Source organism: Sphingomonas sp. 37zxx, assembly GCF_000786205.1.
Lineage (GTDB): Bacteria > Pseudomonadota > Alphaproteobacteria > Sphingomonadales > Sphingomonadaceae > Sphingomonas.
The window spans coordinates 1-13,731 of sequence record NZ_JROH01000017.1; the positions used below are offsets into that span (position 1 = coordinate 1).

Annotated in this window: 11 protein-coding genes; 6 read left to right on the plus strand and 5 right to left on the minus strand. The window is 63.9% G+C overall.

All coding sequences use genetic code 11. The features are described from left to right. Positions 1–245, plus strand: a 245-nt coding sequence (locus QU44_RS09105; protein WP_033921716.1) for an integrase core domain-containing protein, incomplete at its 5' end; no start/stop codon positions are given. Between the two features lie 250 nt (positions 246–495). Here the strand turns inward: QU44_RS09105 and QU44_RS17430 are convergent. Further along, positions 496–1,056 (minus strand): TetR/AcrR family transcriptional regulator, encoded by a 561-nt coding sequence (locus QU44_RS17430; protein WP_052134529.1) that lies wholly within the window; start codon positions 1,054–1,056, stop codon positions 496–498. A 130-nt stretch (positions 1,057–1,186) separates the two neighbouring features. On the opposite strand from QU44_RS17430, the gene QU44_RS09115 reads away from it, so the two are divergent. Then, positions 1,187–2,023: an SDR family NAD(P)-dependent oxidoreductase gene (locus QU44_RS09115; RefSeq protein WP_033921717.1), complete on the plus strand. Its 837-nt coding sequence runs from the start codon at positions 1,187–1,189 to the stop codon at positions 2,021–2,023. Between the two features lie 4 nt (positions 2,024–2,027). Further along, positions 2,028–2,423: a hypothetical protein gene (locus QU44_RS09120; RefSeq protein ID WP_131603282.1), complete on the plus strand. Its 396-nt coding sequence runs from the start codon at positions 2,028–2,030 to the stop codon at positions 2,421–2,423. Positions 2,424–2,485: 62 nt separating this feature from the next. Here the strand turns inward: QU44_RS09120 and QU44_RS09125 are convergent, their stop codons facing one another. Beyond that, a complete protein-coding gene (locus QU44_RS09125; protein WP_052134531.1) occupies positions 2,486–3,964 on the minus strand; it encodes an aldehyde dehydrogenase family protein in 1,479 nt (492 codons plus the stop codon). A gap of 46 nt (positions 3,965–4,010) precedes the next feature. Beyond that, on the minus strand, positions 4,011–5,612 hold the full coding sequence (locus QU44_RS09130) for a GMC family oxidoreductase (RefSeq protein ID WP_033921720.1): 1,602 nt from the start codon (positions 5,610–5,612) through the stop codon (positions 4,011–4,013). A gap of 182 nt (positions 5,613–5,794) precedes the next feature. On the opposite strand from QU44_RS09130, the gene QU44_RS17435 reads away from it, so the two are divergent. From QU44_RS17435 to QU44_RS09145, 3 genes are read left to right on the plus strand one after another with little or no spacing between them, the layout of a single operon-like run. Beyond that, positions 5,795–6,439: a TetR/AcrR family transcriptional regulator gene (locus QU44_RS17435; protein WP_052134533.1), complete on the plus strand. Its 645-nt coding sequence runs from the start codon at positions 5,795–5,797 to the stop codon at positions 6,437–6,439. Positions 6,440–6,460: 21 nt separating this feature from the next. Then, positions 6,461–8,746, plus strand: a complete 2,286-nt coding sequence (locus QU44_RS09140; RefSeq protein WP_052134536.1) for an arylsulfatase — start codon at positions 6,461–6,463, stop codon at positions 8,744–8,746. Positions 8,747–8,802: 56 nt separating this feature from the next. Continuing rightward, the gene (locus tag QU44_RS09145; RefSeq protein ID WP_033921777.1) at positions 8,803–9,726 is read left to right on the plus strand and encodes a formylglycine-generating enzyme family protein; all 924 of its coding nucleotides are present in this window, start codon (positions 8,803–8,805) and stop codon (positions 9,724–9,726) included. 50 nt (positions 9,727–9,776) lie between these two features. Here the strand turns inward: QU44_RS09145 and QU44_RS17180 are convergent, their stop codons facing one another. Further along, on the minus strand, positions 9,777–12,350 hold the full coding sequence (locus QU44_RS17180; protein WP_081987946.1) for a TonB-dependent receptor: 2,574 nt from the start codon (positions 12,348–12,350) through the stop codon (positions 9,777–9,779). Between the two features lie 149 nt (positions 12,351–12,499). After that, positions 12,500–13,723 (minus strand): cytochrome P450, encoded by a 1,224-nt coding sequence (locus tag QU44_RS09155; RefSeq protein WP_197054279.1) that lies wholly within the window; start codon positions 13,721–13,723, stop codon positions 12,500–12,502. Positions 13,724–13,731 lie beyond the last annotated feature (8 nt).

Sequence of the window (13,731 nt, forward strand, 5' to 3'; positions counted from 1 at the left end):
GACGCCCGCTTGACAAATATAGGAGCCTCAACGCCTTGGCCGAGACGATCAATGGCCTTTATAAGGCCGAGGTGATCCACAGGCGGGGCCCGTGGCGCAACTTCGAAGCCGTCGAGTTCGCCACGCTCGAATGGGTCGACTGGTTCAACCATCGCCGATTGCTGGAGCCCAGCGGCAACATCCCACCTGCCGATGCCGAGCAACGATACTATGCCATGATGGACGACGTCCCCATGGCAGCGTAACTTAAACCAAATGGCCTCCGGCGATCCCGGTGCAGTTCAAACCCCTCTGGCAGCGCAAGCCAAACCAAACTGCCTCCGAGAAATCCGGTGCGGTTCAGGATCACTTCGCTCCGCATACCTTTGGCTTCCGACTGTTCGGAGGCCATGCGGGCGTTTCAAAGATCACGGAACATTTCCGAAGCCAGATCGAATAGTTCCGGCGTTGGGCGCTTCTCAAACCGCGCGGATCAGTTTCTAGCGGCAGGGCACATCAGCGGCGAGCCGCCCCATAGGGCCAGGCGTATTCCAGCAGATCGGGCAGGATTCGCTCCGCAAATTCCTGCGCGTCCACGCCGTCGAACAGATAGTGCGTCTTGCCGTCCAGAACCAGGCTGGCCATCCCGTGGATCGAGGACCAGACAAGGAACAGATCCGCCATGCGATCCGGCCCCGCCCCATCGCGCCGCCCGATTGCCGCCGCAAACCCGGCCAGCGCCCGCCGGCTCGCCTCGGGATAGCGCGGGTCTTCGCGATCAATCAGGTCCGGGCGGAACATCAGGCGGAAGCGCCCAGGATGGGCCAGCGCAAAATCGACATAGGCGCGCGCCAGTCCGCGCATTGCCGCGTCCGGGGCGATGCCATCGGGCACGGCGTTGAGATAATTCCTCAGGCTGTCATAGCCGAGCAGCGCAACTTCGGTCAGCAGCCCCTTGATACTGCCGAAATGATGCGCCGGGGCACCAATCGACACCCCGGCAAGATGCGCGGCCTTGCGCAAGGAAAATCCCTCCAGCCCCTTGTCGCGGATAAGCGAATCCGCAGCTTCGATCATGGCCTGGCGCAAACTGCCATGGTGATACCCGGCGCGCGCCGGTAAGGGATCTTCTTGCATCTATACAGTGTTCAAATAGGGCGTTACAAGTGACCTTATCGCTGTTCAGATTAACCCGCAAGGAGGGCTTATGTCCAAGACCTGGCTTATTACCGGCGCCAATCGCGGCTTCGGTCGCGTTTTCGCCACCGCCGCGCTCGAACGGGGCGATCGCGTGGCGGCTACCGCGCGCAATCCCGACGCGCTGGCCGATCTGGTCGAGCAATATGGCGACCGCATCGTCCCGCTGCGGCTGGACGTGACCGACCGGGCGCAGTGCCTGGCCATAGTCGCGCAAGCCGCGCAGGCGCTCGGCACGCTCGACGTGGTCGTGAACAATGCGGGCTATGGCCTGTTCGGCATGGTCGAAGAAGTCACCGAACAGCAGATGCGTGCGCAGATGGAAGTCAATTTCTTCGGCCTGTTCCATATGACGCAGGCGGTTCTTCCGATCCTGCGCGCGCAGGGGCATGGGCATATCCTGCAAATGTCCACCGTGGGCGGGATCGTGTCGTTCGCGGGCCTGGGCGCCTATCACGCCTCGAAATGGGCGGTTGAGGGTTTGTCCGAAGCGCTGTCGCAGGAAATCGCTGGAACGGGGATCACGCTGACCCTGGTCGAGCCCGGCCCGTACCAGACCGATTGGGCGGGAAGCTCGGCGGTCCACACCACACCGATCGACGCCTATGCCCCCGTGCGGGAAGCGATGCAGGCGCGGCAGGCGCAGATGCCACCGGCGCTGTATGGCGAACCCGAAGCCACCGGCCCGGCGATCCTCGCACTCGTCGATTCCGATGCGCCGCCGCTGCGGATGTTCCTGGGCGTCCTGCCGACGATGGTCGTGCCCGACGCCTATGCCGCCCGGCTGGAAACCTGGGAAGCCTGGAAGGACGTGGCAGTCGCCGCGACCAAGGTGCGCCGTGACTGAGCCCGTGACGAACGCGAAACGGCGGCCCCTCGGGGCCGTCGCCGGCTGGGGATTGGCGCTTCTGGTGGCGGTAGTGATGCTCGCCGGAGCATTCGGCCATTTGACCAGGCCCGAATATTTCGCGGTGCTGGTGCCGCATTTCCTGCCCGCAGCGCTGGTGCTGAAGGCAACTGCGGTGGTGCAGATCGCCATCGGCCTGGCCGCCTTATGGCCGCGCAGCCGGGCGCTGGCGGGGCTCGCCTTCGCGCTGTTGTGTGCGGCCTATATGCCGCTGCACCTTTGGGACTTTTTCCGCCCGGACCCGGTGTTTCCGCCCCCCGGCGCCGCCGCCGTGCGGGTGATCGTGCAGATCGCCTTCATAGCGGCGGGCCTGACGCTGTGGAGCCGCCGCGCGCGGTAACAATCGCGCGGCGTAGCGTTCCGGCATCGCTACGCCGCGTCTTTCTGTGCCGCCGGTCGCCCTCAGCCGAGCAACACGGTTTTGGTGCTGACAAACTCCATAATGCCTTCCTTGCCGCCTTCGCGCCCGAAGCCGGAGACGCCAACGCCGCCAAAGGGCGCCGCAAGGTGCATGTTGCCCGCCGTGTTGAACCCGACCGTACCCGAACGCAGCGCGCGGGCCAGCCGCCGCGCACGCCGCATGTCGCGCGTCTGGACATAGTTGGTCAGTCCATATTCGGTGCCGTTGGCGATCGCGACGCCCTCTTCCTCGGTGTCGAACGGGATGATCGACAGGACCGGGCCGAACACTTCATTCTGCGCCAGGCTGCTATCGGGATCGACATCCACGAACACCGTCGGCGGAACGAAGAATCCCCCCGAAAGCTCGCCGCCCGCGCGCTCGCCGCCCAGGATCAGCCGCCCGGCCTTTTCCGCCTTGGCCTTTTCGATGATGGCGGTGACACGCTCCAACGCGGCCTGGTTCACCAGCGGGCCGGTGAACGTCGCTTCCAACAGCGGATCGCCGGTCACCAAATGCTCGACCATCGCCTGAACGCCGGCGACGACATGGTCATAGACGCCGCGCTGCACCAGCATCCGGGTGGGCAGCGCGCATCCTTGCCCCGAATTGGCCAACGCAAAGCCGGTCGAAAAGGGAATCGCCTCGGCAAGATCGGCATCGTCGAAGATCAGATTGGCCCCCTTGCCGCCCAGTTCGAACACCAGCGGCGTCAGATGCGTCGAAGCTGCCTGCATGATCCGCCCGGCGGTGATCGGGCCGCCGGTGAAGCTGATCTTGTCGATGCCCTTGTGCGCCACCAGCGCGGCGCCGGTGTCCGCGCCGCCGATCACCAGATTGATGACGCCGTCGGGCAGCCCCGCCTGGTGCGCCAGTTCCATGAAGCGGATCGACGTGAACGGAGTGAACTCGGCAGGCTTCAGCACGATGGTATTGCCCGCCGCCAGCGCCGGCGGCAGCTTCATCGCGAGCGACAATAGCGGCGCGTTCCAGGTGATTACCATCGCCACGACGCCAAAGGGTTCGGGGATCGTGTAGACAAAGGCCTCGTCCTGTGTGGTATCGACCACCAGACCCTCCAGCCGATCGGCCCAGCCCGCATAATAGCGCGTCCACGCAACTGCGAAGCTGACGAAGCGCGTCGCGCCAAACCCGCGCGTCACGCCGTTTTCGAGCGTGGATAGCGTCGCCAGATGCTCGGCATCGGCCTGGATCAGTTCGGCCAGCCGCTCCAGGATTTCGCGCCGCTTCGCACCCGGCGTGTCGCGCCACATCGGCGCCGCCGCCCGCGCCGCCGCGACGGCGGCATCCACGGCATCGGCTCCGGAAAGCGGGATCGATGCCTGCACTTCCCCGGTTGCCGGGTTCACATGCAGATGCGTGCCCCCCGCCCCATCGGTCGAGAGATCGCCCGCAATGATCGAACCGACCTTGGGCAGGATATGGGCAGCTTCGGCATGGCGCTCACGCAGACCGTTCATGATGTATTCTCCGGTGTTGGATCGGGAAGGAGCCGGGCGCGGCGCTTCAGCGCTGGCCCAGGAGGATTTCGCTGGCGCGCCAGCCGACCGCCATTGCGGGCGCGTTGGTGTTTCCAGAGGGAATGCGCGGAAAGACCGAACAGTCCGCCACGAACAGGCCCGAAACGCCGCGCACCTGAAGCTGGGGATCGACGACATCGGTTTCGCTCGTCCCCATCGCGGCGGTGCCCACGGCATGATAGCCGCAGCGGCCCAGCCGCGCGTAGAGATCGAGAATCTCGTCATCGCTCTGTGCGGCCGCCGTTGCATCGGTTTCGCCCACCACCAGCGCGTTCAGCGCGGGCTGGGTCATGATGTGGCGCACCGCGCGCGTACCCGCCACGGCGGTTCGGCGATCATAGTCGGTGTGGAGGTAATTGGGATCGATCGTCAGCGGCGCTTCCGGTTGCGCAGAGGTCAGGCGGACATGGCCTTCGCTGTCGGGCCGCAGGATATAGGAATAGCAATGCATTCCCGGTGCGTCTTCGAACCGGATCGGACCATTGCCCGCCGCCAGCGAATAGGGGTTGAACATGATCTGGGTATCCGGGCGATTGGCCCCCGCCGATGCCCGCACAAAGGCAATGGCCTCTGCCGCGCCGCGCGCCATCGGCCCTTTGCCCGCCAGCAGATACCGCAGCACATTCGCCATCAGCCGCGGGCCACCATAGTCGCGGTTGTCGCTGTCGCGCCAGCGCCGCAACCGGAAATTCACTGGCAGCACGATATGTTCACGCATCCGCTCGCCGACAAAGGGGCTGTGGTGGACGACGTCGATGCCGAGCGCGGCCAGCCGCGCGGCATCGCCGATTCCCGATAACTGCAGCAGACGCGGCGTGCCAAGCGCCCCCGCGCACAGGATGACGGCGCGGCGGGCCTTGAACGTCCGCGTCTCCCCGCCTGCCGATGCCAGCACGCCCACTGCCTTTTTATCTTCGAACAGCACGCGATCAATGCGCAGCCCACCGACGCATTCCAGGTTGCTGCGCCCGCGCGCCGGATCGAGAAAGGCGCGCGCAGCGCTTACCCGCCGTCCGCGCGCATCGATATTCCATTGCGCATAGCCCACGCCTTCCTGGACAGGGCCGTTCTGGTCATCCTTTTCCGCCAGTCCCGCCTGCCCGCCCGCAGCGATAAAGGCATCGGCGAGCGCAGTGCGGTTGGGGTTGGTGGTGATCGCAACCGGGCCAGCTTCGCCACGGCTTTCGTCCGCACCCAGATGATGGTCCTCGATCGACCGGAAGATGCGGAGCATCTCCTCCCAGTTCCAGCCGGTGTTGCCCGCCTCGGCCAGAGCATCATAATCCTCGCGCGCGCCGCGTATCCACACCATCCCGTTGATGCCGCTGGAGCCGCCGAACATCTTGCCCCGCACCCAGGTTTCCCCGACACGCGGCGACGCGGCATCGTTGGCAACGGGAAAGAAATGCGCGAACTTCGGATCGCTGAGCAGCTTGCCAAAACCCTTCGGCATGGCGCTGAGCCAATTCGGCTTCGGACCTTCCTCCAGCAGCAGCACCGAAGCGCGCCCATCCTTAGACAGCCGCTCTGCAAGCACCGAGCCAGCGGAACCCGCCCCGACGACGATGAAATCAAATTCAGGTTTCACGCGAACCTCTCCTTCATGCAAGACTAGGCAAACTTATCTATCTTCGTCAACTGGGAACCGCGGATACCCGGTCCGTGTGCCGTTAATCGGGATTGCAGCATATCATTTTAACGCATATGCTTTAATTCTGCCGCCAGAAAATCGCCCAAAGGTTCGGGAAGAGCGCGCCGATGAGGCTACCGATGTCGATGAAAGCCACTGCACAGGCCCCGGCTTCCCGGAGCCAGAACACCCGGACGGCGCTGATCGAATGCGCCGAATCGCTGTTCGGCGCGCATGGCGTGGAGGGCGTGTCGCTGCGGCAGATCGGCGCGGCCAGCGGATCGGCAAATACCGGTGTCGTCGCCTATCATTTCGGCACGAAACAGGCGCTGTTGCAGGCCGTGATCGAACATCGCCTGCCCGCGATCGAGGCGCGCCGCAGGGAATTGTTCGCACGCGCAGAGACGAGCGGTCGGGCGCTCGACCTGCGGGATTTGATGGAGATTTTGTACCTGCCTTTTTTCGAACAGGTCGATGCCGCGGGTCAGCACAGCTATGCCGCGTTCATGGGCGCGCTGTTCCGCGCCGATCTGATCGAAGTCCGCCAGGCGCTGAGTGCCGATTATCCGGTCACACGCGATGTGGCGCAGCGCATCACGGCGTTGCTGGACCCCGGCGCCGCTGCCCGGTTTCATCCGCGAATCGAGCTTGTCTCCGCCATGATCTTCGCCGCGATCCGTCGGCTCGACCACCCCGGCCTGACAGACGCCGCGCTTCGCTTTGAGGACGTGCTGTGCACCGCCTGCGCCGCGCTCGCCGCCCCGCCCTATCAGAACCGATCATAATCGTTGGAGAGGAATTGAGTAATGGATACCCCGCGCTTTGGAGCTTCATTGTTCGCCATCGCACTGGCCGGCATGGGCGGAATGACCGCCCCCGCCCGTGCCCAGCAGACAGCAGCCCCGGTGGCCACCGCAACCCCGCCCGTAATGGCCGCACCGCGCCCCAATGTGCTGGTCTGGATGCTCGACGATGTCGGCTTTGCCCAGCTTTCCAGCTATGGCGGGCTGGTCGAGACGCCCAATATCGATCGGGTTGCGCAGAGCGGCTTGCGCTATACCAATTATCACACCGCGCCGATCTGCTCGGCCAGCCGCGCGGCACTGCTGACCGGGCGCAATCCGCACAGCGTGCATGTCGGCGGTCATTCCGGCGCGCCGCTGCCCTTCCCCGGCTATGACGGCATTGTTCCCGCAGAAGACGGCACCATCGCCGCCAATCTGAAGCAAGCGGGCTATCGCACCTTTGCGCTCGGCAAATGGGATCATCTGCCCAATGGCGACATGACCCCGGCCGGGCCGTTCACACGCTGGCCGACCGGCCAGGGCTTTGACAAATTCTATGGCTTTATCGGCGCCGACACCGATAATTGGACGCCCGCGCTCATCAGCGGAACCCAGGCGGTGCCCCGGCCCGATGACCCGGCCTATCACCTCAACCATGATCTGGCGAACCGGGCGATCGACATGATCGGCGCCCGCAATGCGCGCGAACCGCTTGCCCCGTTCTTCCTCTATTTCGCCACTGGAACCGCCCACGCCCCCCATCACGCGCCCCAGGCGTGGATTGATCGCTACCAGGGCAAGTTCGACATGGGCTGGGACAAGGTGCGCGAAGCGGTGCTGAAGCGCGAAATCGCCCAGGGGCTGATCCCCAAGGGCACGAAGCTGGCACCGCGCCCGGAAGGAATGCCCGCCTGGGACAGCCTGTCCGCGGAGGACATGCGCCTCTATGCGCGGCAGATGGAGGTGTTCGCCGCCTCGTTGAGCTATGCCGATGCGGAGTTTGGCCGGGTATTAGATGCGCTGGAGCAGTCCGGCGAACTCGACAACACCATAGTTGTCGTCACGTCCGACAATGGCGCCAGCGCAGAGGGCGCCCATAACGGCACCTATAACGAGACGCTGTTCATGGCCGGCCACTATCCCACCGCCGACGAGAACCGGCCCTTCCTCGATCGCTGGGGCGGGCCGGAAACCCAGCCCCATTATGCCTTTGGCTGGGCCGTGGCCGGGAACACCCCGTTCCGCTATTTCAAGCAGACCACCTATGAAGGCGGCATCCGCGTTCCCCTGATCCTGTCCTGGCCAAAGGGCATCGCGGCGCGCGGCGAACTGCGCCGGCAGTTCGTCAATGTCGATGATGTGGCCCCGACCCTGCTCGACCTGACTGGTGTCACGCTGGCGCCGGTCATCAACGACGTGCCCCAGACGCCGATGGAGGGAATGAGTTTCCGCTACAGCCTGGCCGCCGCCGATGCTGCGGACCGCAAGGGTGCCCAGTATTTCGAGATGTACGGCAATAAGGGCCTATGGTCCGATGGCTGGTCGATCGTCACCGCGCATCGGATGGACCCGTGGCGGATGGACCAGACCGGGCCGATCACCGAAGCCTGGGAACTCTATGATCTGACGCGCGATCCCGGCCAGACGGTGAACCTCGCCGGCCAATATCCAGACAGGGTCACGGCGATGGCGGCGGCATTCGATGCGCAGGCCCGGCAGTATAATGTCTATCCCCTCTCCAATTTCGGCGATTCCCGCGCCTTTGCAATGAAGGAGATGCAGGGTGAGATGATGCGCCGGAAGGGCAAATGGACCTATCCGGTGCCGGTCAGCCATATCGGCTATGGCGCGACACCGCCGCTGTCGGTTCGGCCCTATGCGATGACCGCGCATGTCGGAATCGCCACGGGGACCGAAACCGGGCCGATTTTCGCGCTGGGCGGTTCGATGGGCGGCATGGGGCTGTATCTGGAGAAGGGCGTGCCGACCTTTGCCTTGCGCGATCTTGCGGGCAACCAGATCACGGTAAAGGCGCCTGCACCGCTGGCGGCCGGAGAAACCGATCTGACGTTGACGATCGAACGCCCCGCCCTCCGCCCGATGACGCCCGAGCCGGTGATCGTGACAATCGCCGCCGGGGGCCAGACGCTGGTGCGCCAGCAGGTCGAAGCGGCGATCCCGATCGTCTATGGCATTTCCGAACCCTTCGATATCGGCATCGATTGGGGCAGCGCCGTCAGCCCGGCCTATCCCGCCGAACGCGCCTTTCCGGGCACGATCGGCAAGGTCGAATTCACCATTCGATAAACAAGGGAAGAGAAGGAATACGCCGCGTCATGACGGAACAGCCAGCCGAGCCGGGGATGCAGCGCATTCCCGGCGGCGTCTTCACTATGGGTTCGCTGCGCGGCTATCCAGAGGAAGCGCCGCTGCGCCAGGTGCGCGTCGACAGCTTCTGGATCGACGAAGCGCCCGTGACGAACCGCGACTTTGCCCGCTTCGTCGCGGCGACGGGGCATGTAACCCTGGCGGAAATCGCCCCGGACCCCGCCCTCTATCCCGGCATGGCACCCGAAATGGCCCAGCCCGGATCGCTCGTCTTTACCAAGACTGCCGGGCCGGTGCCGCTTGATGCCTATCAGCTCTGGTGGCGCTTTGCGTTCGGCGCGGACTGGCGGCATCCCTGGGGCGCGGAAAGCGATCTCGACCGCGACGATCTATGGGATCATCCGGTGGTGCATGTGGCGTGGGAGGATGCAGCCGCCTATGCCCGATGGGCGGGCAAAGACCTGCCAACCGAGGCCGAGCATGAATATGCCGCGCGCGGTGGGCTCGACGGGTGCGACTTTGCCTGGGGCGATGCATTGGCACCGGACGGGCGGATGATGGCCAATTACTGGCAGGGGCTGTTCCCCTTCGCCAACACGCGCGAGGACGGGTGGGAACGCACCTCACCCGTGCGCAGCTTTCCCGCCAATGGCTATGGCCTGTACGACATGATCGGCAATGTGTGGGAATGGACGCGCGACTGGTGGGAAGAACGGCGCGCCACGCCCGAAAAGCCCAGTCCGGAGGCCTGCTGCACCCTCGCCAACCCGCGTGGCGGCACGGTAAAGCGAAGCTATGACCCGCTACAGCCCGATATCAGGATCGGGCGCAAGGTGCTGAAGGGCGGCTCTCATTTGTGCGCGCTCAACCATTGCCAGCGATTTCGCCCGGCCGCGCGCCACCCCGAAATGATCGACACCTCGACCAGCCATATCGGCTTCCGCTGCGTCAAACGGTAAAGGATCAGCGCGCGACCGGGGAGCCCCGAATCGCGCGCCAGACCATCCCCCTATTGCGCGCCGCTAAAGCGATAGCGCAGGGACGCGCCGACCATCCGGGGTTCGCCATATACGCTGGACGCCACGCCCACCGAAGATGCCTGCGCCAGATCGTTCGATCCCAGGCGATAGACCTTGTCGGTCACATTGGTCGCAAAGAGCGTCAGATCGAGCGGTTTGCCGCCGATGTCCGACCAGGTCAAATTGAACGACAACAGGCCATAGCCCGGTTCGATCGAGGTCGGGCTGACATAGTTCTGATCAACCAGCGCCATGTCCGACTGCATGAAATAGCTGCCGCCAAGCGAAATGCGCCCGATGTTCGAAGGCAAAGGCAAGACATAATTGGCCGTGAACGATCCCTGCCAATCCGGCACGTTGGTGAAACGATTGAGCAGGCAGAAGCCCGGATTGAGCGCGAGCGTGGCATCGCAGGCAGCATCGGTGGGCGCACCATTCACGTCGTAACGGGCATCTGTGTAGGAGCCGTTGACGCCAAGGCTTAAGCCACGGACAGGCACGAGCGTCGCTTCCAGTTCGATACCCTGGATCGTCGCCTGGCCAACATTGTCGATGAACGTCGTCGGCGTTCCCGATGGCCCCATTCCGACGACCAGCTTCTGGATCTTCTGATATTTATCGTAGAATCCGGCGATGTTGGTACGCAGTTGCGCATCACCGCCCAGGTCCCAGGTGGCCTTCAGCCCGATTTCCAGCGAACGGACATATTCGGGGTTATAGGCTGCGGACCGTCCGGGCGGCGGCGTTGCGTTCACACCGCCGGGGCGATAGCCGCGACTGAGCTTGGCATAGACCAGCTTGTCGGTGGCCAGCTGATAGGAAACGCCGCCGCTCCAGGTAAAGGCATTGAAGGCGCTTTGATAGCTGGTGCAGTCGACCGGAAACAGCCCGCCGGTGCCAAAGGACGTACATTGTCCAAACGGCGTCGGCTGGCCGATCGTGGCGGCAACCACGCCGGGCGCCACGGCGGCGGCCTGTGCGGGCGTCAGCCCCTGCGCCTGGAGGACAAAGGGCAACACGGCGTTCAGATAATCGCTCAGCCCGGCGACCTGAACCGGGCGGAGATAGCGTACGATATCGGAACGCACCGTGTCGCGCGTATAGCGAACGCCGCCATTGAACTTCAGACCGGGCAGCAGCTTCGAGGCATTCCATTCCGCATAGCCGAAACCGGCGACGCTGGTGGTCCGCGATGACTGGAAGGTCACGCTATCCAGAATGCCCAGGTTGATCCCGTGATTCTGAAACGGCACGCCCGGTTGCTGGCGATCGGTGTAGAACCCCAGCGACCAGCTCAGATCATCGCCAAACGACTTGCCCGCCAGCCGGACCTCCTCGCTGAACTGCTCCTGCGAGTTATAGGGGAGCCCAGGGTCTCCGGGGCACGCACTGTGACAGGAATTCACGAGGCTGCCGTTCACGCCCATCAGGTTGGACGCATTGTCGTCGCGCAGATCGGTATAGCCCAAGATGTTGATCAAACTTAGCGAATCGGTGATGTCGATCGTCGTCTTGTTGACCAGATAGATGCTGCGCCGCCTGGAAAAGCTCTGGTAATCAAGGTCCACCGTGCGCGGGCCAAGCTGTTGCTGGTTGGCAAACTGGCGCTGGATCGAATTGAGATAATTATCCACGGTAAGCGGCGTGACGCCCGGCCCGGCGGCCACGACATTGCCTCGCGGATCAAGCCCATAGGCACCGCCGAGCAACGCAAAGATGCCCTGCGTGCTGTTGCGGACGCCCGCCGGATTGACCGCAGTGATCAGCGCGCTGCTGCCATTGTCATGGGTGCTCTGTAGCGCGAAGGTCGTATCATTCTGCAGCCACGACACGGGCCGCAACGACAGGCTGAGGCGGTACGATTCATAAGCGACGCTATCCAGATCCTGGCCCGTCGCGATGTTCATCGTATAGCCGTCACGGCGGGTAAGCTCGAACGCGCCGCGCAGCAGCACCTTTTCATCAATGATGGGAATGTTCAGCATCCCCCCGACGCCGCGCAGATTGTTGCTGCCCAACCGCGTCTCGACATAGCCTTCGATCCGGTTTTTGGGCGTTGCCGACGCGATCATGACGTTGCCGCCGTCGGTAACGCGCCCGAACAACACCCCCTGGGGTCCGCGCAGAATCTGGACGTTTTCAAGATCGAAGAACTGGCCAGCGGTATATTGGCTGACCGGCACTTCGTTGAAATAGGTAATGACGGCGGGAAAGAGGCTGCCAAAGGCCTGGCCCTGGCCGCGAATGGTGAAGACAAGCGCGTTGCGATCGCCCGTACCGACCTGGGGCGCGATTGCCAAAGCGGGCACCAATACCCGCAGATCCTCCGGGCGGAACACGCCGGTCGCTTCCAGCGCGCTGGGCGAAATGACGGAAACGGCCACCGGGACGTCCTGCGCACGCTCGGTCGAGCGCCGCGCCGTGACGATGATGTCCTGAATGGCGCTTTCGTTGAGCTCGGGAGCAGCCACGGCTGGCGGTGCCTCCTGAGCCTGAACGCCCGCCGCGAAAAACGACGACAGGGCAACACTGGTCAGTAACGCAGAGTAATACCGGCCTTTCATTAAGATCCTCCCTAATATGTTTTACTTGTTTTTGTTCATTCTCGCTCCTGCCGGATCATTCCGATCTTGAGAGCGCGTCAGGGGACACCGGCGCGACCATCCCGATCGCGCCGCAGGGCATTCCGCTTGTGCCAACTATATCGTTCGCCTTATTCGACGACCGCTACGGGCAGCGCCGTCAACTGATTGACGAACATGCTCCAGCCGCGCTTCGGTTCGCCGTTCAGGCGAAGCTTGATGTTGCGTGAGGCCAGTTCCTCGAACAGAATACGCAGTTCAAGCTTGGCGAGATTGGCCCCCATGCACGCATGAGGACCCGATCCGAATGCCAGATGACCCGCGCTGTTGGGGCGATCGAGCTTGAATTTGTGCGGCTCGTCGAACGTCATCGGATCGCGATTTGCGGCGATGAAGAACAACTGCACCATGTCGCCCTCGCGGATTTGCGTACCGTTGAAATCGACCGGCTTCGTCGCGACGCGGGCCATGTCCATCGCCGGGGTTATCATCCGCAGGAATTCGTCGATCGCCACCAGCGTGCGCCCGTCGCGCACGGCGTCCATCGTCGCATCCTGGACGCCCTGATCCTCCAATATCATCCGCATCGCATGGCCCATCATGGTATGCGTCGTCTCGAACCCGGCAATTGCCAGCAAGGCGAGAAATGCGTTGCACTCCTGCGCGTTCAGTTCGCCGCGTTCCACGCATTGCCCCAGCACGGTAGCCATGTCCTCTTCGGGGGCCAGCACCTTCTTGCGCCAGAGATCGTCCATAAAGGCATAGAGGATCTTGCTGATTTCACGCGCGCCGGCACCACTATCCTCGGTGACGGCCAGCGCGCGGAACAGGTCGAGCACGAGCCCCACCACATATTCGCGCTTTTCCGGCGGCGTGCCGACGACGCGGGCGATGACTCGCGCCGGAATGATCGCTGCGACATCGGTGACCCAGTCGAATTGGCCCTTTGCACAGGCGGCGTCGAGAACCTCCACGACGATCTCGCGCACCCAGCCATCGAAATGCGCCACGATCCGGGGACCGAAGGAACGCGCCGCCGCACGGCGAATCCGGCTATGGTTGGGGGGATCGTTGGTCATCAGGTGGAAATCAAATTCCACGGGCCGCTTCAGGGGCAGGGGAAACGCCCCGCCCTGCGAGGAGGTGAAGGTGACGGTGTCCGCCTCGATCTTGACGATGTCCTGCGGGCGGGTGACGGCCCAGAATCCCCCCGTGTGTGTACCCACCGGCGCGGGGTTCCAGTACAAGCCCGGCAGTGCGCGGATGGTGTCGAATGCGTCGTGGGGGACGCCCTGGGCAAAGGTGGCGGGGTCCGCCAGATTGGGGATGTCGGTCACTTCACGGGGTTGCGTCATCTGACCCA

Excerpts from the sequence above, each read along its gene's own strand:
- QU44_RS17430 (WP_052134529.1), bottom strand. The coding sequence starts at position 1,056 with ATGATCGAAGCTGCGGATTCGCTTATCCGCGACAAGGGGCTGGAGGGA.
- QU44_RS09115 (WP_033921717.1), top strand. The coding sequence starts at position 1,187 with ATGTCCAAGACCTGGCTTATTACCGGCGCCAATCGCGGCTTCGGTCGC.
- QU44_RS09125 (WP_052134531.1), bottom strand. The coding sequence starts at position 3,964 with ATGAACGGTCTGCGTGAGCGCCATGCCGAAGCTGCCCATATCCTGCCC.
- QU44_RS17435 (WP_052134533.1), top strand. The coding sequence starts at position 5,795 with ATGTCGATGAAAGCCACTGCACAGGCCCCGGCTTCCCGGAGCCAGAAC.
- QU44_RS09140 (WP_052134536.1), top strand. The coding sequence starts at position 6,461 with ATGGATACCCCGCGCTTTGGAGCTTCATTGTTCGCCATCGCACTGGCC.
- QU44_RS09145 (WP_033921777.1), top strand. The coding sequence starts at position 8,803 with ATGCAGCGCATTCCCGGCGGCGTCTTCACTATGGGTTCGCTGCGCGGC.
- QU44_RS17180 (WP_081987946.1), bottom strand. The coding sequence starts at position 12,350 with ATGAAAGGCCGGTATTACTCTGCGTTACTGACCAGTGTTGCCCTGTCG.
- QU44_RS09155 (WP_197054279.1), bottom strand. The coding sequence starts at position 13,723 with ATGACGCAACCCCGTGAAGTGACCGACATCCCCAATCTGGCGGACCCC.